The sequence below is a fragment of the Streptomyces sp. UC4497 genome (assembly GCF_054871485.1).
On record NZ_JBTYHB010000011.1, the window covers coordinates 61677 to 82453 of the forward strand.

Genomic DNA, 20777 nt, shown 5'->3' on the forward strand with positions numbered 1-20777 from the left:
GAATGCCTCGTAAGGGCCCCGCCCCGAAGCGCCCGGTCATCATCGACCCGGTCTACGGTTCTCCTCTGGTGACCTCCCTCATCAACAAGGTGCTGCTGAACGGCAAGCGCTCCACCGCCGAGCGCATTGTGTACGGCGCCATGGAGGGCCTGCGTGAGAAGACCAGCAACGACCCGGTCATCACGCTGAAGCGCGCGCTTGAGAACATCAAGCCGACCCTCGAGGTCAAGTCCCGCCGTGTCGGTGGTGCGACCTACCAGGTGCCGATCGAGGTCAAGCCCGGTCGCGCCAACACCCTCGCGCTCCGCTGGCTCGTCGGCTACTCGCGCGCCCGTCGCGAGAAGACGATGACCGAGCGTCTGACGAACGAGCTGCTCGACGCCTCCAACGGCCTCGGTGCTGCCGTCAAGAAGCGCGAGGACACGCACAAGATGGCCGAGTCCAACAAGGCCTTCGCGCACTACCGCTGGTAGTCGCAACCCACATCGAGACCGAGAGAAGACTGAAGCCTTATGGCTACCACTTCACTTGACCTGGCCAAGGTCCGAAACATCGGCATCATGGCCCACATCGACGCGGGCAAGACGACCACCACTGAGCGGATCCTGTTCTACACCGGCGTCTCGTACAAGATCGGTGAGGTCCACGACGGCGCTGCCACGATGGACTGGATGGAGCAGGAGCAGGAGCGTGGCATCACGATCACGTCTGCTGCCACCACTTGCCACTGGCCGCTCGAGGACAACGACTACACGATCAACATCATCGACACCCCCGGGCACGTCGACTTCACCGTTGAGGTGGAGCGCTCCCTGCGTGTGCTCGATGGTGCCGTGACGGTGTTCGACGGTGTCGCCGGCGTTGAGCCGCAGTCCGAGACGGTGTGGCGTCAGGCCGACCGTTACGGCGTGCCGCGTATCTGCTTCGTCAACAAGCTGGACCGTACCGGCGCCGAGTTCCACCGCTGCGTGGACATGATCTCGGACCGTCTGGGCGCCCAGCCGCTCGTCATGCAGCTCCCCATCGGGGCCGAGGCCGACTTCCAGGGTGTCGTCGACCTCGTCACGATGAAGGCGTACGTCTGGTCGGCCGAGGCCGCCAAGGGCGAGGCCTACGACACCGTCGAGATCCCCGACACGCACAAGGAGGCTGCGGACGAGTACCGCGGCAAGCTCCTTGAGGCCGTCGCGGAGAACGACGAAGAGATCATGGAGCTGTACCTGGAGGGCCAGGAGCCGTCCGAGGAGCAGCTGTACGCCGCGATCCGTCGTATCACCATCGCGTCCGGCAAGTCCGAGGGCACCACGGTCACCCCGGTGTTCTGTGGCACCGCGTTCAAGAACAAGGGCGTTCAGCCCCTGCTCGACGCGGTCGTGCGCTACCTGCCGACTCCCCTTGACGTCGACTCCATCGAGGGTCACGACGTGAAGGACCCGGAGAAGGTCATCGCGCGCAAGCCGTCCGAGGACGAGCCGCTCGCGGCCCTCGCGTTCAAGATCGCGAGCGACCCGCACCTGGGCAAGCTCACCTTCATCCGGGTTTACTCGGGTCGCCTGGAGGCCGGCACCGCGGTGCTGAACTCCGTCAAGGGCAAGAAGGAGCGCATCGGCAAGATCTACCGCATGCACGCGAACAAGCGTGAGGAGATCGCGTCGGTGGGCGCCGGTGACATCGTCGCCGTCATGGGCCTGAAGCAGACCACCACCGGTGAGACGCTGTCCGACGACAAGAACCCGGTCATCCTGGAGTCCATGGACTTCCCGGCGCCGGTCATTCAGGTCGCCATCGAGCCCAAGTCCAAGGGTGACCAGGAGAAGCTGGGTGTCGCCATCCAGCGTCTCGCGGAGGAGGACCCCTCCTTCCAGGTGCACTCGGACGAGGAGACCGGCCAGACCATCATCGGTGGTATGGGTGAGCTCCACCTCGACGTCCTTGTCGACCGCATGAAGCGGGAGTTCAAGGTCGAGGCCAACGTCGGCAAGCCGCAGGTCGCGTACCGCGAGACCATCCGCAAGACGGTGGACAAGGTCGACTTCACGCACAAGAAGCAGACCGGTGGTACCGGCCAGTTCGCGAAGGTGCAGATCTCGATCGAGCCGATCGAGGGTGGCGACGCGAGCTACGAGTTCGTGAACAAGGTCACCGGTGGTCGTATCCCGAAGGAGTACATCCCTTCGGTCGACGCCGGCTGCCAGGAGGCCATGCAGTTCGGCATCCTCGCCGGTTACGAGATGACCGGTGTCCGCATCACGCTGCTCGACGGTGCCTTCCACGAGGTCGACTCCTCCGAGCTCGCCTTCAAGATCGCCGGTTCGCAGGCGTTCAAGGAGGCCGCTCGTAAGGCCGGCCCCGTGCTCCTCGAGCCGATGATGGCCGTTGAGGTCACCACGCCCGAGGACTACATGGGCGAGGTCATCGGTGACGTGAACTCCCGCCGTGGCCAGATCCAGGCCATGGAGGAGCGTGCCGGTGCACGTCTCGTCAAGGGCCTGGTCCCGCTGTCGGAGATGTTCGGCTACGTCGGCGACCTCCGCAGCAAGACGTCGGGTCGCGCGAGCTACTCGATGCAGTTCGACTCCTACGCCGAGGTTCCGCGGAACGTCGCCGAGGAGATCATCGCGAAGGCCAAGGGCGAGTAACTCACCCGAGTTCACGCTTTAGGCTTGACTCCGGAGCCTCTTGGGGCATTTCGCGGCAACAGTCGCGAAATGCCCCGGGGACCCGGCTTTCCAGCAAAGATCACCTGGCGCCGATGAAGCAAGGCGTACAGAACCACTCCACAGGAGGACCCAGTGGCGAAGGCGAAGTTCGAGCGGACTAAGCCGCACGTCAACATCGGCACCATCGGTCACATTGACCACGGTAAGACGACCCTCACGGCCGCCATTACCAAGGTGCTGCACGACGCGTACCCCGACCTGAACGAGGCCTCGGCCTTCGACCAGATCGACAAGGCTCCTGAGGAGCGCCAGCGCGGTATCACGATCTCGATCGCGCACGTCGAGTACCAGACCGAGGCGCGTCACTACGCCCACGTCGACTGCCCCGGTCACGCGGACTACATCAAGAACATGATCACGGGTGCCGCGCAGATGGACGGCGCCATCCTCGTGGTCGCCGCCACCGACGGCCCGATGCCGCAGACCAAGGAGCACGTGCTCCTGGCCCGCCAGGTCGGCGTTCCGTACATCGTCGTCGCCCTGAACAAGGCCGACATGGTGGACGACGAGGAGATCCTGGAGCTCGTCGAGCTCGAGGTCCGTGAGCTCCTCTCCGAGTACGAGTTCCCGGGCGACGACGTCCCGGTCATCAAGGTCTCGGCGCTCAAGGCGCTCGAGGGCGACAAGGAGTGGGGCGAGTCCGTCCTCAACCTGATGAAGGCCGTCGACGAGGCCATCCCGGCCCCCGAGCGTGACGTCGACAAGCCGTTCCTGATGCCGATCGAGGACGTCTTCACGATCACCGGTCGTGGCACCGTCGTCACCGGTCGTATCGAGCGCGGCATCCTCAAGGTCAACGAGACCGTCGACATCATCGGCATCAAGACCGAGAAGACCACCACCACGGTCACCGGCATCGAGATGTTCCGCAAGCTGCTCGACGAGGGCCAGGCCGGTGAGAACGTCGGTCTCCTCCTCCGTGGCATCAAGCGCGAGGACGTCGAGCGCGGCCAGGTCATCATCAAGCCCGGTTCGGTCACGCCGCACACCGAGTTCGAGGCCCAGGCCTACATCCTGTCCAAGGACGAGGGTGGCCGCCACACGCCGTTCTTCAACAACTACCGTCCGCAGTTCTACTTCCGTACGACGGACGTGACGGGCGTTGTGACCCTCCCCGAGGGCACCGAGATGGTCATGCCGGGCGACAACACCGAGATGTCCGTCTCGCTGATCCAGCCCGTGGCCATGGAAGAGGGCCTGAAGTTCGCCATCCGTGAGGGTGGCCGGACCGTGGGCGCCGGCCAGGTCACCAAGATCAACAAGTAAGTCTCACTTACCTGTTGGGCTTGATGCCTGGTAGCTCATAGAGCACCTGAGAGGGCCCGTACGACTTCGGTCGTACGGGCCCTTTCTGCTGTCCTGGCGCTGTTAGGGCCTGTCTTCAAACTCCCGTCGTCGCCCGGAGGGCGGCCCGGCGGCGTCTGGTGCGTGCGATCGCAAGGCGCCGGAGAGTCCTAGTAGCGGAGCTACTCGGGCTTTTCGGCAACGCCGCGAGCGTGCGTGCCAGGCGTCGCCGGGCAGACGGGAGTTTGACGACAGGCCCTAGGCGTTCGCCTGCGTCGGACGCCACAGCCACGGGCGGGCGTCGGGGGAGAGGCCCGCGGCGGCCGGGCCGCGGGCGGTCAGGGCCAGGGCGGGGCCGTCCAGGGTGGCCGGCGCCGTGCTCGGGCGGAGGGTGCGGCCCGCGTGGTGCAGCCGGACGTTGCCGTCGGTGTCACGGCCGAGGAGATACGCGCCCGCTGCCGCCACCGGCCCGTAGCCGGGGAAGTCGACGCGCGGGCCGCCGCTGGACAGCAGCTCGGCGGACGCCGGCGGCCGGTAGTAGAGGCGGTCGCCGGAGGCCGCGACGGCGTCGGCGGGGGTGGGCAGGCCGGACAGCGGCGCGGGGCCCTCTGGCGTCCAGTGGTGGACGGTGTCACGGCCCGCGGCGTACACGTGCACCTCCCCGTCGTCGCCGACGACCGCCGTGAGCCCGTCCTGGACCGGGCCGCCGCCGAGCTCGCGCCACGGGGACCAGACCCCGGACCTGTCGCGCACCCGCGTGCTGATGCCCTGCCCCGCATTGCGTACGAAGACGTGGGCGCGGCCGTCCGGAGCGGCGGCCGCCACCGGGACGCCGATGCGGCGGGCGCGGTCGGGATCGCTCTCCGGGTTGCCGAGGCCCTTCCACGCCTGCCGCTCCAGGGCCACGATCTCGCGTACGTCGGCGCCGTCCTGGACGGACGCGAGGCGCAGGCCGACGACGAGGTGGCGCCCGTCGGGGAGCGCGACGGCCGCGAGGGACGGGGCGAGCGGGCCGCCGCCGAGGTCGGCCGGGGCGCCGAACTCGCCGTCCTTCTCGGTGTACCGGACGGCCCGCAGCCCCAGCACCCCGTACGCGGTGAGCCGTCCGTCGGCGTTCGGGACGAGGGCGAGCCGGGGCCCGGGATAGCGGTAGTGGGTGGCGCGGACCCAGCCCTTGCGGTTGGTGAGGGGGCGGTCGCCGCCGACGTTGTAGTCGCCGCAGCCGGAGGGGTTGCCGCAGTTCCAGTCGGGGGCGGCGCCGTACGGGACGAGCTGGGCGGCCTTCTCCTTCAGGACCCGCGGCGGCAGGTTCTTCGGCCAGTGGTTGTTGTAGTAGCCGCGGAAGGCGGTCGCGGCGAACGCGGGCGGCCCGTCCTTGGCCCGCCGCGTCCAGCGGATCAGCGCGGCCCAGCTGAAGCAGGCGACGGCGGTGTGGTCGGCGTGGTCGGAGTAGCCCGGCTGCTCGCTGTCGCGTATTCGTGTGAGCCGGTCGCTGTGCTGGATGTCGGGGTCCGGGTCGAGGGTGTGCACGAGGGTCGGGCGGTACCGCTCGAAGAGCGCCACGAGCACGTCGACCAGGGACTCGCGGTCGTACGTCTGGACGGCGCCCAGCGGGGAGCCGACGGGGACGAGGGTGCGCAGCAGGAGGCCCGGCTCGCGCCAGAGAGCGGGGACGCCCATGTGGCCCTCCGGGGTGTGCATGCCGAGGTTCAGATGCACCAACTCGACGCTGTGGCCCCGGTGTTGGAGCGAGTCGACCTCGACCTGGAAGCCGCCGGGCAGCCGGACGGCGCTGGTGGTCCAGCGGGTGAAGACGGGCAGGCCGAGCTGGGCCGCGTACGCCTGGCGCAGGCCCTGGTGGCGGGCGGAGGAGTACGCCGCCTTGTCGGGGGCCGGGTCGCGGTCGGTGGGCGTCTTGTTGCGGCCGTCGGCCTCGCCCGCGGTGACGTACACGCAGACGACCGGGGTGCCCGCGTCGAGGGCGTGCCGGGTGTCCGGGTTCATGAAGTACAGGTCGTCGTCGGGGTGGGCGAGGACCTGGAGCAGCAGGGCGCGCTCGGCCTGTGCGGCGGCGCGGCCGGTGGCGGGGGAGGGGACGGTGGCGCGGGACGGCGTCGGGGCGGTGCGGGAGCAGGCGGAGAGGGTGCCCGTGGCGGCGAGCGCGGCGGCGCCCAGCAGGGTGCTCCGGCGGCCGGGGCCGCGCCCAACGGGTATACAGGGGTGGGGTGTTGAGGGTCTTTCCCGCACGGTGGCGCGCACTCCGTTCGCTGCCGAGGCAGCGTTCGGGGGTGGTGCGCTCGCCTCTGTTCAGGTGGTTCACCTCAACAGAGGGGCAACGGGATGCCAGGGTTCCGGTGACTTTGGTCTCTGTCCCGGGAGGTCTCCACTGGTGTAATGGGCGCGGGACACGGCCACCCCTGGTTTGACCTTCGTCACTGAGGGGGTACGCTCTTCGGCTCGATTGGCCCCGGACATGCCCTGTATGGCAGACTGTCGGGGTTGCTCGGTTGAGTGCCGATGCTGCGCGCCTCCCGCCGGGAGGACCGGAAGCGAGTCCCACAGTACTCGTCGGCTGTATCTATCCCTCGGGGTAGCAATCGGCCGGACGTACGGGAATCTTTCGGGAAGCGTCAGCGAGGTTGCTCGGCCAGGCACTCGGTGGGTTTCTTCCCCCGTGTACATGCGGTCTTGGCCGCAGACCCCTTAGCAGGGAAATCCATGCGGATATTTCTGTCAGCGGGACTGCGACACGCCCGACCGCGTGGGGCGGAGGAAGTGTGAAACAGGGCCCCCGGGTTCCAGAGCGTTACGAGAGACAGGACTACTAAGTAGCCATGGCGGGACAGAAGATCCGCATCCGGCTCAAGGCCTACGACCACGAGGTCATCGACTCCTCGGCGAAGAAGATCGTCGAGACGGTGACCCGCACTGGTGCGTCGGTCGCGGGCCCGGTGCCGCTGCCTACCGAGAAGAACGTGTACTGCGTCATCAAGTCGCCGCACAAGTACAAGGACTCTCGCGAGCACTTCGAGATGCGCACGCACAAGCGCCTCATCGACATCCTCGACCCGACTCCGAAGACCGTTGACTCCCTGATGCGACTCGACCTTCCGGCCGGCGTCGACATCGAGATCAAGCTCTGAGGGCCGGTGATCTGAAGATGACTAAGCAGATCAAGGGCATCCTGGGCGAGAAGCTCGGCATGACGCAGGTGTGGGACGAGAACAACCGTGTTGTTCCGGTCACCGTCGTCAAGGCCGGTCCGAACGTGATCACCCAGGTTCGTACCAACGACGTCGACGGTTACGACTCCGTCCAGCTCGCCTTCGGCGAGATCGACCCGCGCAAGGTGAACAAGCCCCTCAAGGGCCACTTCGCCAAGGCCGATGTCACCCCCCGTCGCCACCTCGTCGAGATTCGTACGCCGGACGCGTCCGAGTACACCCTCGGCCAGGAGATCACCGCTGAGGTGTTCGACGGCGGCGTGAAGGTCGACGTGACCGGCCAGAGCAAGGGCAAGGGCTTCGCCGGTGGCATGAAGCGGCACAACTTCAAGGGTGGCAAGGCCTCCCACGGTGCCCACCGCATCCACCGCAAGCCGGGCTCCATTGGCGGTTGCGCCACCCCCGGCCGTGTGTTCAAGGGCACCCGCATGGCGGGCCGCATGGGCAACGAGCGGGTCACCACCCAGAACCTGACCGTCCACGCCGTTGACGCGGAGAAGGGTCTGCTGCTCATCAAGGGCGCGGTTCCTGGTCCGAACGGCGGCCTCGTCCTGGTCCGTACCGCGACCAAGGGGGCCTGAGGTAACCGATGAGCACTGTTGACATCCTTTCGCCGGCAGGCGACAAGGCCGGGTCCGTCGAGCTCCCCGCGGAGATCTTCGACGTTGAGAAGATCAGCATTCCGCTGATCCACCAGGTCGTCGTCGCACAGCTGGCCGCTGCCCGTCAGGGCACGCACAAGACCAAGACCCGTGGCGAAGTCCGCGGCGGTGGCAAGAAGCCGTACCGCCAGAAGGGCACCGGCCGCGCCCGTCAGGGCTCGACCCGTGCGCCGCAGTTCGCCGGCGGTGGCGTCGTCCACGGCCCCGTGCCGCGCGACTACTCGCAGCGGACCCCGAAGAAGATGAAGGCTGCCGCGCTGCGTCACGCCCTCACCGACCGGGCCCGCAACGCTCGTATCCACGTCGTCTCCGGCGTGGTCGAGGGCGAGGTCTCCACCAAGGCCGCGAAGACGCTGTTCGGCAAGATCTCGGAGCGCAAGAACCTGCTCCTGGTCGTCGACCGCGCCGACGAGGCCGCGTGGCTCTCCGCCCGCAACCTGCCCCAGGTCCACATCCTGGAGCCGGGCCAGCTGAACACGTACGACGTTCTCGTCTCGGACGACGTGGTCTTCACCAAGGCCGCTTTCGAGTCCTTCGTGTCTGGCCCCAAGGCCGCTGACACCGAAGGGAGCGAGGCCTGATGGCTACGCGTCACCCGAGCATTGCCTCCAAGGCTGCGAAGGCCGCCAAGGCCGCGCGCGTCGCCAAGGCGAAGCGCATCGCGACCGAGGGCAAGGTCGCCGTTGAGCCCACGCCGCTGAGCAAGTCCTTCTCGGACCCGCGTGACGTCCTCGTCAAGCCGGTCGTCTCCGAGAAGTCGTACGCGCTCCTCGACGAGGGCAAGTACACGTTCGTCGTGGCCCCCGGCGCCAACAAGACCCAGATCAAGCAGGCCGTCGAGGCGGTCTTCTCGGTCAAGGTCACCGGCGTCAACACGATCAACCGTCAGGGCAAGCGGAAGCGTACGCGCACCGGTTTCGGCAAGCGTGCCGACACCAAGCGCGCCATCGTGACCCTCGCTGAGGGCGACCGTATCGACATCTTCGGCCAGGCCTCCTAACGGAGACCCTGGTCCGAATATCGGACGAGGACTGAGAAATGGGAATCCGCAAGTACAAGCCGACGACGCCGGGCCGCCGTGGCTCCTCCGTCGCCGACTTCGTCGAGGTAACGCGGTCCACGCCGGAGAAGTCGCTGGTCCGCCCGCTGCACAGCAAGGGCGGCCGTAACAACGCCGGTCGGATCACCGTTCGCCACCAGGGTGGTGGACACAAGCGCGCCTTCCGCGTGATCGACTTCCGTCGTCACGACAAGGACGGCGTGCCGGCCAAGGTCGCTCACATCGAGTACGACCCGAACCGCACTGCGCGCATCGCGCTCCTGCACTACGCGGACGGCGAGAAGCGCTACATCCTGGCCCCGCGCGGTCTCGCGCAGGGTGCCAAGGTGGAGAACGGCCCCGCTGCCGACATCAAGCCCGGTAACAACCTGGCGCTCCGCAACATCCCGGTCGGTACCACGATCCACGCGATCGAGCTCCGTCCCGGTGGTGGCGCCAAGTTCGCCCGCTCCGCGGGTGCCTCCGTGCAGCTGCTCGCGAAGGAGGGCTCGATGGCCCACCTTCGTATGCCCTCCGGCGAGATCCGCCTGGTCGACGTGCGCTGCCGCGCCACCGTCGGCGAGGTCGGCAACGCCGAGCAGAGCAACATCAACTGGGGCAAGGCCGGCCGCATGCGCTGGAAGGGCGTCCGCCCGACCGTGCGTGGTGTCGTCATGAACCCGGTCGACCACCCGCACGGTGGTGGTGAAGGCAAGACCTCCGGTGGTCGCCACCCGGTCTCGCCGTGGGGCCAGAAGGAGGGTCGTACTCGTGATCGCAACAAGGCGAGCAACAAGTACATCGTCCGCCGCCGCAAGTCGAACAAGAAGCGCTAGGAGCGGGTTTAGATGCCGCGCAGTCTCAAGAAGGGACCCTTCGTCGACGGCCACCTCGTGAAGAAGGTGGACGCTCAGAACGAAGCCGGTTCCAAGAACGTCATCAAGACCTGGTCCCGCCGCTCGATGATCATCCCCAGCATGCTGGGTCACACGATCGCGGTGCACAACGGCAAGACCCACATCCCGGTGTTCGTCACCGAGTCGATGGTCGGCCACAAGCTCGGCGAGTTCTCGCCGACGCGCACCTTCCGGGGTCACGTCAAGGACGACCGGAAGTCGAAGCGCCGCTAAGGCGGGGTGGAATCGACTATGACTAACACCGAAGGGACAACCATGGAAGCCAGGGCCCAGGCGCGGTACATCCGCGTCACGCCCATGAAGGCCCGCCGCGTGGTGGACCTCATCCGTGGCATGGATGCCACGGAGGCTCAGGCGGTCCTGCGATTCGCCCCGCAGGCCGCAAGCCAGCCGGTGGGCAAGGTGCTGGACAGCGCCATCGCCAACGCCGCGCACAACTACGACCACCCTGACGCGTCTTCGCTGTTCATCAGCGAGGCGTACGTGGACGAGGGCCCGACCCTGAAGCGGTTCCGTCCGCGTGCTCAGGGCCGTGCCTACCGGATCCGTAAGCGGACCAGCCACATCACCGTGGTCGTCAGCAGCAAGGAAGGAACCCGGTAATGGGCCAGAAGGTAAACCCGCACGGGTTCCGGCTCGGTGTCACGACCGACTTCAAGTCGCGTTGGTACGCCGACAAGCTGTACAAGGACTACGTCAAGGAAGACGTCGCCATCCGTCGGATGATGACGTCCGGCATGGAGCGCGCCGGCATCTCGAAGGTTGAGATCGAGCGCACCCGTGACCGCGTGCGGGTGGACATCCACACCGCTCGTCCCGGCATCGTCATCGGCCGCCGTGGCGCCGAGGCCGACCGCATCCGCGGTGACCTCGAGAAGCTCACGGGCAAGCAGGTCCAGCTGAACATCCTCGAGGTCAAGAGCCCCGAGACCGATGCTCAGCTCGTGGCCCAGGCCGTTGCGGAGCAGCTGTCCTCCCGCGTCTCCTTCCGTCGCGCCATGCGTAAGAGCATGCAGGGCACGATGAAGGCCGGCGCCAAGGGCATCAAGATCCAGTGTGGCGGTCGTCTCGGCGGTGCCGAGATGTCCCGTTCGGAGTTCTACCGCGAGGGCCGCGTGCCCCTGCACACGCTCCGCGCCAACGTGGACTACGGCTTCTTCGAGGCCAAGACGACCTTCGGCCGCATCGGCGTGAAGGTCTGGATCTACAAGGGCGACGTCAAGAACATCGCCGAGGTTCGCGCCGAGAACGCCGCGGCCCGCGCCGGTAACCGTCCGGCCCGTGGCGGTAACGACCGCCCGGCCCGTGGTGGTGGCCGTGGTGGCGAGCGTGGCGGTCGCGGTCGTAAGCCGCAGCAGCAGTCCGCGCCGGCAGCCGAGGCCCCCAAGGCCGACGCTCCCGCCGCTGCCGCTCCGGCTGCTGAGAGCACCGGAACGGAGGCCTGACCGAAATGCTGATCCCCCGTAGGGTCAAGCACCGCAAGCAGCACCACCCGAAGCGCAGCGGTATGTCCAAGGGTGGCACGCAGGTTGCGTTCGGTGAGTACGGCATTCAGGCCCTCACCCCGGCGTACGTGACGAACCGTCAGATCGAGGCCGCTCGTATCGCCATGACGCGTCACATCAAGCGTGGCGGCAAGGTCTGGATCAACATTTACCCGGACCGCCCCCTCACCAAGAAGCCTGCCGAGACCCGCATGGGTTCCGGTAAGGGTTCCCCGGAGTGGTGGGTCGCCAACGTCAAGCCCGGACGCGTGATGTTCGAGCTGTCGTACCCCAACGAGAAGACCGCGCGCGAGGCGCTGACTCGTGCGGCTCACAAGCTGCCGATGAAGTGCAAGATCGTCAAGCGCGAGGCAGGTGAAGCGTGATGTCGGCCGGAACCAAGGCGTCTGAGCTGCGCGAGCTGGGCAACGAGGAGCTCCTCAACAAGCTCCGCGAGGCCAAGGAAGAGCTGTTCAACCTCCGCTTCCAGGCGGCGACGGGTCAGCTCGAGAACCACGGCCGGCTCAAGGCCGTCCGCAAGGACATCGCGCGGATCTACACCCTCATGCGCGAGCGCGAGCTGGGCATCGAGACGGTGGAGAGCGCCTGATGAGCGAGAAGACTGTGACTGAAGAGACCGCCGCCCGCGGCTTCCGCAAGACCCGTGAGGGCCTTGTTGTCAGCGACAAGATGGACAAGACCGTCGTCGTCGCTGTCGAGGACCGCGTCAAGCACGCCCTGTACGGCAAGGTCATCCGCCGTACGAACAAGCTCAAGGCGCACGACGAGCAGAACGCTGCCGGCGTCGGCGACCGCGTCCTCCTGATGGAGACGCGTCCGCTGTCGGCGAGCAAGCGCTGGCGCATCGTCGAGATCCTCGAGAAGGCCAAGTAATTCTCTGAGGCATCCCTCAGAGTTCGTTCCGCCAGGCTCGGCAGGGGCTTCCTCTCGTAAGAGAGCAGCCCCTGCCGGGAACCGGCAGACAAACAGGAGATAGACGTGATCCAGCAGGAGTCGCGACTGCGCGTCGCCGACAACACGGGTGCGAAGGAAATTCTCACCATCCGTGTTCTCGGTGGCTCGGGTCGCCGCTACGCGGGCATCGGTGACGTCATCGTCGCCACCGTCAAGGACGCGATCCCCGGTGGCAACGTGAAGAAGGGTGACGTCGTCAAGGCGGTCATCGTTCGCACCGTCAAGGAGCGTCGCCGTCCGGATGGCTCGTACATCCGTTTCGACGAGAACGCCGCCGTCATTCTGAAGAACGACGGCGACCCCCGCGGCACCCGTATCTTCGGCCCGGTCGGCCGTGAGCTGCGCGAGAAGAAGTTCATGAAGATCATCTCGCTCGCGCCGGAGGTGCTGTAAGCATGAAGATCAAGAAGGGCGACCTGGTCCAGGTCATCACCGGTAAGGACAAGGGCAAGCAGGGCAAGGTCATTGCCGCTTACCCGCGCGACGAGCGCGTCCTGGTCGAGGGTGTCAACCGGGTCAAGAAGCACACGAAGGCCGGCCCGACCGCCAGCGGCTCGCAGGCCGGCGGCATCGTGACCACCGAGGCCCCCGTCCACGTCTCCAACGTCCAGCTGGTCGTGGAGAAGGACGGCAACAAGGTTGTCACGCGCGTCGGTTTCCGCTTCGACGACGAGGGCAACAAGATCCGCGTTGCCAAGCGGACGGGTGAGGACATCTGATGACGACCACCACCACTCCGCGTCTCAAGACGAAGTACCGCGAGGAGATCACGGCGAAGCTGCAGGAGGAGTTCTCGTACGAGAACGTCATGCAGATTCCCGGTCTCGTGAAGGTCGTCGTGAACATGGGTGTCGGCGACGCCGCCCGTGACTCGAAGCTCATGGACGGTGCCGTCCGTGACCTCACGACGATCACCGGCCAGAAGCCGGCCATCACCAAGGCTCGCAAGTCCATCGCGCAGTTCAAGCTGCGTGAGGGTCAGCCGATCGGTGCCCACGTCACGCTCCGTGGCGACCGCATGTGGGAGTTCCTGGACCGCACCCTGTCGCTCGCGCTTCCGCGCATCCGCGACTTCCGTGGTCTGTCCCCCAAGCAGTTCGACGGCCGTGGCAACTACACCTTCGGTCTCACGGAGCAGGTCATGTTCCACGAGATCGACCAGGACAAGATCGACCGCGTCCGGGGTATGGACATCACCGTGGTCACCACGGCGACCAACGACGACGAGGGCCGTGCCCTTCTGCGTCACCTCGGCTTCCCGTTCAAGGAGGCGTAAGCGAGATGGCGAAGAAGGCTCTTATTGCCAAGGCTGCTCGTAAGCCGAAGTTCGGTGTCCGTGGCTACACCCGCTGCCAGCGCTGCGGCCGCCCGCACTCCGTGTACCGCAAGTTCGGCCTCTGCCGCGTGTGCCTTCGTGAGATGGCTCACCGTGGCGAGCTGCCGGGCGTGACCAAGAGCTCCTGGTAATCCCTTAGTTGGGATTGCCCGGATCTCTCGGTAAGTAGAGGGTCGGCAGAGGCCCCAGCTCTCATGGCTTAGGCTAGGAGAGTTGGGCGTCTGCCGCCCTGACCGACTTACTACGCCGTAGGTCCCCGCGCCGCACCCGTCCCGCCCCTGTGTGGGGAGAGGGATGGCGCATACAGGAAACCCCGGCGAGAGAGGCCGAAGGCCAATTCATGACCATGACTGATCCGATCGCAGACATGCTTACGCGTCTGCGGAACGCGAACTCGGCATACCACGACTCCGTGTCGATGCCGCACAGCAAGATCAAGTCGCACATCGCGGAGATCCTCCAGCAGGAGGGTTTCATCACCGGCTGGAAGGTCGAGGACGCCGAGGTCGGCAAGAACCTCGTCCTGGAGCTGAAGTTCGGCCCGAACCGTGAGCGTTCGATCGCCGGCATCAAGCGCATCTCCAAGCCGGGTCTGCGTGTTTACGCGAAGTCCACCAACCTGCCGAAGGTTCTCGGTGGCCTCGGCGTGGCGATCATCTCCACGTCGCACGGTCTCCTGACCGGCCAGCAGGCAGGCAAGAAGGGCGTGGGTGGGGAAGTCCTCGCCTACGTCTGGTAGCGGAAGGAATCGGAGGAAACAGCTATGTCGCGTATTGGCAAGCTCCCCATCACGGTTCCCGCCGGCGTGGACGTCACCATCGACGGCCAGACGGTTGCGGTCAAGGGCCCCAAGGGTTCCCTGAGCCACACCGTTGCTGCGCCGATCGAGATCGCCAAGGGTGAGGACGGCGTTCTGGCCGTCACCCGCCCGAACGACGAGCGTCAGAACAAGGCCCTCCACGGCCTGTCCCGCACGCTGGTGGCGAACATGATCACCGGCGTGACCACGGGTTACGTGAAGAAGCTCGAAATCAGCGGTGTCGGTTACCGCGTCCTGGCGAAGGGCTCCAACCTGGAGTTCTCGCTCGGCTACAGCCACCCGATCCTGATCGAGGCGCCCGAGGGCATCTCCTTCAAGGTCGAGTCGCCGACCAAGTTCTCGGTCGAGGGCATCGACAAGCAGAAGGTCGGCGAGGTTGCGGCCAACATCCGCAAGCTGCGCAAGCCCGACCCGTACAAGGCCAAGGGCGTCAAGTACGAAGGCGAAGTCATCCGCCGCAAGGTCGGAAAGGCGGGTAAGTAAGCCATGGCATACGGTCAGAAGATCGCTAAGGGCGACGCTTACAAGCGTGCGGCCATCAAGCGCCGCCACATTCGTATCCGTAAGAACATGTCGGGTACGGCCGAGCGTCCGCGCCTGGTCGTGACGCGCTCGAACCGGAACATCGTGGCGCAGGTCATCGACGACGTTAAGGGTCACACCCTCGCGTCGGCGTCGACCCTTGACACGTCGATCCGCGGCGGCGAGGGCGACAAGTCCTCGCAGGCCAAGTCGGTCGGCGCCCTGGTCGCCGAGCGCGCCAAGGCCGCCGGTGTCGAGGCTGTCGTGTTCGACCGTGGTGGTAACCAGTACGCCGGGCGCATCGCTGCCCTGGCGGACGCCGCCCGCGAAGCCGGACTCAAGTTCTGAGTCTTGCCCGTTCGCGCAGCGACTTTTGTGCTGCGTAGCTAGCGGAAACAGAGAGAGGTAATTCCAATGGCTGGACCCCAGCGCCGCGGTGGCGGTGCCGGTGGCGGCGAGCGGCGGGACCGGAAGGGTCGCGACGGTGGCAACGCCGCCGAGAAGACCGCGTACGTTGAGCGCGTTGTCGCGATCAACCGCGTCGCCAAGGTTGTGAAGGGTGGTCGTCGCTTCAGCTTCACTGCGCTCGTCGTAGTGGGCGACGGTGACGGCACCGTGGGTGTCGGTTACGGCAAGGCCAAGGAGGTGCCGGCCGCCATCGCCAAGGGTGTTGAGGAGGCCAAGAAGCACTTCTTCAAGGTCCCCCGTATCCAGGGCACCATCCCGCACCCGATCACGGGCGAGAAGGCTGCGGGCGTCGTCCTGCTCAAGCCGGCTTCCCCCGGTACCGGTGTTATCGCCGGTGGTCCGGTGCGTGCCGTGCTCGAGTGCGCGGGCGTGCACGACATCCTGTCGAAGTCGCTCGGTTCGTCGAACGCGATCAACATCGTGCACGCCACGGTGGAGGCCCTGCGTGGTCTGCAGCGTCCCGAGGAGATCGCGGCCCGCCGTGGTCTGCCCCTCGAGGACGTCGCTCCCGCGGCCCTGCTGCGTGCGCGTGCCGGGGCTGGTGCTGCGTAATGGCACAGCTCAAGATCACGCAGACGAAGTCGTACATCGGCAGCAAGCAGAACCACCGTGACACCCTGCGTTCCCTTGGTCTCAAGGGGATCAACACGCAGGTCGTCAAGGAGGATCGTCCCGAGTTCCGCGGCATGGTGCAGACCGTCCGCCACCTCGTGACGGTCGAGGAGGTCGACTGATCATGGGTGAGCAGAACCCGCTCAAGATCCACAACCTCCGTCCGGCCCCCGGCGCCAAGACCGCCAAGACCCGTGTCGGTCGTGGTGAGGCGTCGAAGGGTAAGACGGCCGGTCGTGGTACCAAGGGAACCAAGGCCCGTTACCAGGTTCCGGAGCGCTTCGAGGGTGGCCAGATGCCCCTCCACATGCGTCTCCCGAAGCTCAAGGGCTTCAAGAACCCCTTCAAGGTCGAGTTCCAGGTCGTGAACCTGGACAAGCTCGCCTCGCTGTACCCCGAGGGTGGCGAAGTCACCGTCGAGGGTCTGGTGGAGAAGGGCGCTGTCCGTAAGAACAGCCTCGTCAAGGTCCTTGGCCAGGGCGAGATCACCGTGGCGCTGCAGGTGACGGTCGACTCCGTCTCCGGCTCCGCCAAGGAGAAGATCACCGCCGCAGGCGGTACGGTCACCGAGCTCGTCTGAACAAATCAGGCGTCTTGATGACGTGAACGTCCCTACCGGGGATGCCCCACATATGGGGCATCCCCGGTTGGTCGTTCCAAGGGGGGCAGTTACGCCGGTAAGGTGGCGTCCGTTGTTAAGTTCCGGGCTTAGTGTGCCCCCGGCACCTATCCAGGCTCTTGGCCGTTAGACCGTTTACGTATTTGTCGAATCCTCAAGACCGTCACCTCTGACGCACGCGCGCGGGGGTCGCAGGAGGCACCGTGCTCACCGCGTTCGCCCGGGCGTTCAAGACGCCCGACCTGCGCAAGAAACTGCTCTTCACGCTGGGCATCGTCGTGATCTACCGGCTCGGCGCCCATGTGCCGATTCCAGGCGTGGATTACCAGAACGTCCAGACGTGTATGGACGTCGCCAACTCCAGCTCCGGCCTGTTCGGTCTGGTCAACATGTTCAGCGGTGGCGCGCTGTTGCAGATCACGGTCTTCGCGCTCGGCATCATGCCGTACATCACCGCGAGCATCATTCTGCAGCTGCTCACCGTCGTGATCCCGCGTCTGGAAGCCCTCAAGAAGGAGGGCCAGGCCGGCACGGCGAAGATCACTCAGTACACGCGCTACCTGACCGTGGCGCTCGCCATCCTTCAGGGCACGGGTCTCGTCGCCACCGCCCGCACCGGCGCGCTCTTCCAGGGCTGCCCCGTCGCCAGCGAGATCGTGCCGGACCAGTCGATCTTCGTCACCGTCACGATGGTCCTCGTCATGACCGCCGGTACCTGCGTCATGATGTGGCTCGGTGAGCTCATCACCGACCGCGGCATCGGCAACGGCATGTCGATCCTGATGTTCATCTCGATCGCCGCCACCTTCCCGTCCGCCCTGTGGGCCATCAAGAAGCAGGGCTCGCTGGCCGACGGCTGGATCGAGTTCGGCACGGTCATCCTCGTCGGCCTGGTCATGGTCGCCCTGGTGGTCTTCGTCGAGCAGGCTCAGCGACGTATCCCCGTGCAGTACGCGAAGCGCATGATCGGCCGCCGTTCCTACGGCGGTACGTCCACGTACATCCCGCTCAAGGTGAATCAGGCGGGTGTGATCCCTGTCATCTTCGCCTCCTCGCTGCTCTACATCCCGGCCCTGGTCGCCCAGTTCGCCGGTGGAGATTCGCAGTGGAAGGTGTGGATCGACGACCACCTGACCAAGGGAAATCACCCGATTTACATCGTCACGTACTTCCTCCTGATCGTTTTCTTCGCGTTCTTCTACGTGGCGATCTCGTTCAACCCCGAGGAAGTCGCCGACAACATGAAGAAGTATGGTGGCTTCATCCCGGGCATCCGGGCTGGCCGACCGACCGCTGAGTACCTTTCGTACGTGCTCAACCGGATCACCTGGCCGGGTTCGCTGTATTTGGGCCTGATCGCTCTCGTGCCGACGATGGCGTTGGTTGGTTTCGGGGCAAACCAGAACTTCCCGTTCGGTGGCACGAGCATCCTGATCATCGTGGGTGTCGGCCTGGAGACGGTGAAGCAGATCGAGAGCCAGCTCCAGCAGCGCAATTACGAAGGGTTCCTCCGCTGATGCGTATCGTCCTCGTCGGGCCGCCCGGTGCTGGCAAGGGAACGCAGGCCGCGTTCCTGGCCAAGAACCTGTCGATTCCGCACATCTCCACGGGCGACCTCTTCCGTGCCAACATCAGCCAGGGCACGGAGCTGGGCAAGAAGGCCAAGTCCTACATGGACGCCGGTCAGCTGGTCCCGGACGAGGTCACCATCGGGATGGCGAAGGACCGCATGGAGCAGTCGGACGCCGTGAACGGCTTCCTGCTCGACGGCTTCCCGCGCAACGTCTCGCAGGCCGAGGCGCTCGACGTCGCCCTCAAGGCCGACGACGTCACGCTGGACGCGGTTCTCGACCTGGAGGTCCCCGAGGACGAGGTGGTCAAGCGCATCGCCGGCCGCCGCATCTGCCGTAACGACTCGGCACACGTCTTCCACGTCACGTACAAGCAGCCCAAGACCGAGGGTGTCTGCGACACCTGCGGCGGAGAGCTGTACCAGCGTGACGACGACAAGGAAGAGACCGTGCGCAAGCGGCTCGAGGTCTACCACACGCAGACCGAGCCGATCATCGACTACTACCGGGAGCAGGGGCTCGTCGTGACGATCTCCGCCCTGGGCAAGGTCGAGGAAGTCACGGCGCGGGCCATGGAGGCCCTGAAGCGCTGAGCGCTTCCGTAGGACGTGCCTGAGGCCGCGGTTCCCCGTCGGGGGGACCGCGGCCTTAGTGTTGGTGGGGACTGGACGTACGTAACCCTCGTACTCGTACCGGATGACGGAGAGCGCAGGCCCCCATGGTGCAGATCAAGACCCCCGACCAGATTCGCAAGATGCGGGAGGCGGGGCTTGTCGTCGCGGCGATCCACGCGGCGACCCGGGAGGCGGCCGTGCCGGGCGCGACCACCAAGGATCTGGACGAGGTCGCCCGCAAGGTGCTCGCGGAGCACGGGGCGAAGTCGAACTTCCTCGGGTACGGGGGGTTCCCCGCGACCATCTGCACCTCGAAGAACGAGGTCGTGGTGCACGGCATCCCGAGTGACGAGGTCGTCCTGGAGGACGGTGACATCATCTCGATCGACGCGGGCGCCATCGTGGACGGCTGGCATGGCGACGCGGCGTACACCGCCTTCGTCGGGTCCGGGCACTCCGCGGAGCTGATCGAGCTGTCGCGGGTGACCGAGGAGTCGATGTGGGCCGGGCTCGCGGCGATGAAGTCCGGGAACCGGCTGGTCGACATCTCCCGTGCGATCGAGTCGTACATCCGTCGGCAGCCGAAGCCGGGTGGCGGGAAGTACGGGATCGTCGAGGACTACGGCGGGCACGGGATCGGGACCGAGATGCACATGGACCCGCACCTGTTGAACTACGTCGAGCGGAGGCGGGGGAAGGGGCCGAAGCTGGTGCCCGGGTTCTGCCTTGCCATTGAGCCGATGGTTTCGCTCGGGACGCCGAAGACGGAGACGTTGTCGGACGACTGGACGGTCATCACGACGGACGGCACGTGGTCGTCGCACTGGGAGCACTCGGTGGCGCTTACGGAGGACGGGCCGCTCGTCCTTACGGCGCCGGACGGTGGCAAGGCGAAGCTCGCCGAGCTGGGCGTCACGGCCGCGCCGGACCCGCTGGGCTGAACCCGCAGGGCGGCGACGGGGTGGGGCCTCGTGTAGCGCTCGCCCCGCGCCGGGGTGCCGCCTTGCCCACCCTGCCGCCCTTGGCGGCAGATTGCCCAAGGCGGCCGCGGCCGGCGGCGGATCGGCGGTCGGCGGCCCGGGCTGGAGCCCCCGGAGGGGGCGGGTGGTGGGAGGTGGGCCAAGGAACGGTCGAAGCGGCCGGGGCCCCCGTTCCGGGCGGCGTGGTGGGGCTTAAGGATCTCGCTCGTAGGGCAGAATCACGAGATTCGTCTTTCCCGGGTGACTGACGTAGACTGACTCGTCGGCTCTCGTGTATGCGCATGTCTCCATGCGGACGCGGAGTCGATCAAGGTAGTCGATTCGAAGGGCGAAGCGTGGCCAAGAAGCAAGGTGCCATCGAGATCGAGGGCACTGTCGTCGAGTCTCTGCCGAACGCCATGTTCAAGGTCGAGCTCCAGAACGGCCACCAGGTCCTGGCACACATCAGTGGCAAGATGCGCATGCACTACATCCGCATCCTCCCTGACGACCGGGTCGTGGTGGAGCTGTCTCCGTACGACCTCACGCGTGGCCGGATCGTCTACCGGTACAAGTAGATCTTGCCCTAGTCCCGCCTCGGCGGGCCGCCGGCAACTGACCCGGAGAACCTCACCCATGAAGGTCAAGCCGAGCGTCAAGAAGATCTGCGACAAGTGCAGGGTGATCCGCCGTCACGGCCGGGTCATGGTGATCTGCGACAACCCGCGCCACAAGCAGCGCCAGGGCTGACGCAGACCCGCATCACTGCAGTTCGATCGCAGAGTTCGCGCGACGCAGCACATTGAGTACATATGCAGAGCCCGCCGGCGACGGTTCCGTCGTGGCGACACCTTCGGTCGGAGGCCGGGGACCCAGTTCGTACCAACTCTTCGAACGAAGAGGACGGCGGCTGGGAGTGGTTCTGCTGCAGACCTCCGAAGAATCAACAGG

At 66.3% G+C, this 20777-nt stretch carries 30 protein-coding genes; 29 read left to right on the plus strand and 1 reads right to left on the minus strand.

The window, feature by feature from the left end; genetic code table 11:
* The first annotated feature begins 2 nt into the window (after positions 1-2).
* From rpsG to tuf, 3 genes are all read left to right on the plus strand, one after another.
* Complete coding sequence (rpsG, locus tag ACYSUO_RS17425) at positions 3-473, plus strand: 30S ribosomal protein S7 (RefSeq protein WP_266713060.1); 471 nt, start codon at positions 3-5, stop codon at positions 471-473.
* A 39-nt stretch (positions 474-512) separates the two neighbouring features.
* On the plus strand, positions 513-2639 hold the full coding sequence (gene fusA, locus ACYSUO_RS17430) for an elongation factor G (RefSeq protein WP_461777060.1): 2127 nt from the start codon (positions 513-515) through the stop codon (positions 2637-2639).
* A gap of 153 nt (positions 2640-2792) precedes the next feature.
* Entirely contained in the window at positions 2793-3986 is a 1194-nt protein-coding gene (gene tuf, locus ACYSUO_RS17435) for an elongation factor Tu (protein ID WP_403852547.1), read from the plus strand.
* 276 nt (positions 3987-4262) lie between these two features.
* Here tuf and ACYSUO_RS17440 read toward each other — a convergent pair whose 3' ends face one another.
* Positions 4263-6251, minus strand: a complete 1989-nt coding sequence (locus tag ACYSUO_RS17440; RefSeq protein ID WP_461777061.1) for a PIG-L family deacetylase — start codon at positions 6249-6251, stop codon at positions 4263-4265.
* Between the two features lie 587 nt (positions 6252-6838).
* On the opposite strand from ACYSUO_RS17440, the gene rpsJ reads away from it, so the two are divergent.
* The 26 genes from rpsJ to rpmJ all read left to right on the plus strand — a co-directional run bounded on the left by rpsJ (position 6839) and on the right by rpmJ (position 20576).
* On the plus strand, positions 6839-7147 hold the full coding sequence (gene rpsJ / locus ACYSUO_RS17445; RefSeq protein WP_003948644.1) for a 30S ribosomal protein S10: 309 nt from the start codon (positions 6839-6841) through the stop codon (positions 7145-7147).
* Positions 7148-7164: 17 nt separating this feature from the next.
* Positions 7165-7809, plus strand: coding sequence for a 50S ribosomal protein L3 (gene rplC / locus ACYSUO_RS17450; protein WP_422408941.1), 645 nt, complete (start codon positions 7165-7167; stop codon positions 7807-7809).
* An 8-nt stretch (positions 7810-7817) separates the two neighbouring features.
* Entirely contained in the window at positions 7818-8471 is a 654-nt protein-coding gene (gene rplD / locus ACYSUO_RS17455) for a 50S ribosomal protein L4 (RefSeq protein ID WP_461777062.1), read from the plus strand.
* The gene (gene rplW, locus ACYSUO_RS17460) at positions 8471-8890 is read left to right on the plus strand and encodes a 50S ribosomal protein L23 (protein WP_399227913.1); all 420 of its coding nucleotides are present in this window, start codon (positions 8471-8473) and stop codon (positions 8888-8890) included. The genes rplD and rplW overlap by 1 nt, the downstream gene beginning before the upstream one ends.
* Positions 8891-8928: 38 nt before the next feature.
* A complete protein-coding gene (gene rplB / locus ACYSUO_RS17465; protein WP_266713074.1) occupies positions 8929-9765 on the plus strand; it encodes a 50S ribosomal protein L2 in 837 nt (278 codons plus the stop codon).
* 12 nt (positions 9766-9777) lie between these two features.
* Positions 9778-10059 carry a 30S ribosomal protein S19 gene (gene rpsS / locus ACYSUO_RS17470; RefSeq protein WP_018528354.1) on the plus strand — a complete coding sequence of 94 codons (282 nt, stop codon included), beginning with the start codon at positions 9778-9780 and terminating at the stop codon, positions 10057-10059.
* Between the two features lie 42 nt (positions 10060-10101).
* The gene (gene rplV, locus ACYSUO_RS17475; RefSeq protein WP_385755885.1) at positions 10102-10449 is read left to right on the plus strand and encodes a 50S ribosomal protein L22; all 348 of its coding nucleotides are present in this window, start codon (positions 10102-10104) and stop codon (positions 10447-10449) included.
* Positions 10449-11291, plus strand: a complete 843-nt coding sequence (rpsC, locus tag ACYSUO_RS17480) for a 30S ribosomal protein S3 (protein WP_266713081.1) — start codon at positions 10449-10451, stop codon at positions 11289-11291. The genes rplV and rpsC overlap by 1 nt, the downstream gene beginning before the upstream one ends.
* A 5-nt stretch (positions 11292-11296) precedes the next feature.
* On the plus strand, positions 11297-11716 hold the full coding sequence (rplP, locus tag ACYSUO_RS17485) for a 50S ribosomal protein L16 (protein ID WP_018528356.1): 420 nt from the start codon (positions 11297-11299) through the stop codon (positions 11714-11716).
* Positions 11716-11940: a 50S ribosomal protein L29 gene (gene rpmC / locus ACYSUO_RS17490; protein ID WP_010036720.1), complete on the plus strand. Its 225-nt coding sequence runs from the start codon at positions 11716-11718 to the stop codon at positions 11938-11940. The genes rplP and rpmC overlap by 1 nt, the downstream gene beginning before the upstream one ends.
* The gene (gene rpsQ / locus ACYSUO_RS17495) at positions 11940-12224 is read left to right on the plus strand and encodes a 30S ribosomal protein S17 (RefSeq protein WP_266713085.1); all 285 of its coding nucleotides are present in this window, start codon (positions 11940-11942) and stop codon (positions 12222-12224) included. Before rpmC ends, rpsQ begins: the two co-directional genes overlap by 1 nt.
* A gap of 105 nt (positions 12225-12329) precedes the next feature.
* Positions 12330-12698 (plus strand): 50S ribosomal protein L14, encoded by a 369-nt coding sequence (rplN, locus tag ACYSUO_RS17500; protein WP_003974257.1) that lies wholly within the window; start codon positions 12330-12332, stop codon positions 12696-12698.
* 2 nt (positions 12699-12700) lie between these two features.
* Complete coding sequence (gene rplX, locus ACYSUO_RS17505) at positions 12701-13024, plus strand: 50S ribosomal protein L24 (RefSeq protein WP_190084421.1); 324 nt, start codon at positions 12701-12703, stop codon at positions 13022-13024.
* Complete coding sequence (rplE, locus tag ACYSUO_RS17510) at positions 13024-13581, plus strand: 50S ribosomal protein L5 (RefSeq protein ID WP_389270534.1); 558 nt, start codon at positions 13024-13026, stop codon at positions 13579-13581. Before rplX ends, rplE begins: the two co-directional genes overlap by 1 nt.
* A 5-nt stretch (positions 13582-13586) precedes the next feature.
* Entirely contained in the window at positions 13587-13772 is a 186-nt protein-coding gene (locus tag ACYSUO_RS17515) for a type Z 30S ribosomal protein S14 (RefSeq protein ID WP_003948630.1), read from the plus strand.
* A gap of 209 nt (positions 13773-13981) precedes the next feature.
* On the plus strand, positions 13982-14380 hold the full coding sequence (rpsH, locus tag ACYSUO_RS17520; RefSeq protein WP_158989430.1) for a 30S ribosomal protein S8: 399 nt from the start codon (positions 13982-13984) through the stop codon (positions 14378-14380).
* 24 nt (positions 14381-14404) lie between these two features.
* Positions 14405-14944: a 50S ribosomal protein L6 gene (rplF, locus tag ACYSUO_RS17525; RefSeq protein WP_461777063.1), complete on the plus strand. Its 540-nt coding sequence runs from the start codon at positions 14405-14407 to the stop codon at positions 14942-14944.
* 3 nt (positions 14945-14947) lie between these two features.
* Positions 14948-15331 carry a 50S ribosomal protein L18 gene (rplR, locus tag ACYSUO_RS17530; RefSeq protein WP_403852536.1) on the plus strand — a complete coding sequence of 128 codons (384 nt, stop codon included), beginning with the start codon at positions 14948-14950 and terminating at the stop codon, positions 15329-15331.
* A gap of 66 nt (positions 15332-15397) precedes the next feature.
* Entirely contained in the window at positions 15398-16003 is a 606-nt protein-coding gene (rpsE, locus tag ACYSUO_RS17535) for a 30S ribosomal protein S5 (RefSeq protein ID WP_266713097.1), read from the plus strand.
* Positions 16003-16185: a 50S ribosomal protein L30 gene (rpmD, locus tag ACYSUO_RS17540; protein WP_030567278.1), complete on the plus strand. Its 183-nt coding sequence runs from the start codon at positions 16003-16005 to the stop codon at positions 16183-16185. The genes rpsE and rpmD overlap by 1 nt, the downstream gene beginning before the upstream one ends.
* A gap of 2 nt (positions 16186-16187) precedes the next feature.
* On the plus strand, positions 16188-16643 hold the full coding sequence (gene rplO, locus ACYSUO_RS17545) for a 50S ribosomal protein L15 (protein WP_266713101.1): 456 nt from the start codon (positions 16188-16190) through the stop codon (positions 16641-16643).
* A 242-nt stretch (positions 16644-16885) separates the two neighbouring features.
* Positions 16886-18199: a preprotein translocase subunit SecY gene (gene secY / locus ACYSUO_RS17550; RefSeq protein WP_461777064.1), complete on the plus strand. Its 1314-nt coding sequence runs from the start codon at positions 16886-16888 to the stop codon at positions 18197-18199.
* A complete protein-coding gene (locus ACYSUO_RS17555; RefSeq protein ID WP_461777065.1) occupies positions 18199-18846 on the plus strand; it encodes an adenylate kinase in 648 nt (215 codons plus the stop codon). Before secY ends, ACYSUO_RS17555 begins: the two co-directional genes overlap by 1 nt.
* Positions 18847-18971: 125 nt before the next feature.
* Positions 18972-19808: a type I methionyl aminopeptidase gene (gene map, locus ACYSUO_RS17560; protein WP_461777066.1), complete on the plus strand. Its 837-nt coding sequence runs from the start codon at positions 18972-18974 to the stop codon at positions 19806-19808.
* A 374-nt stretch (positions 19809-20182) separates the two neighbouring features.
* A complete protein-coding gene (infA, locus tag ACYSUO_RS17565; protein WP_003948620.1) occupies positions 20183-20404 on the plus strand; it encodes a translation initiation factor IF-1 in 222 nt (73 codons plus the stop codon).
* Positions 20405-20462: 58 nt separating this feature from the next.
* Positions 20463-20576, plus strand: a complete 114-nt coding sequence (gene rpmJ / locus ACYSUO_RS17570) for a 50S ribosomal protein L36 (RefSeq protein WP_003974245.1) — start codon at positions 20463-20465, stop codon at positions 20574-20576.
* Positions 20577-20777 lie beyond the last annotated feature (201 nt).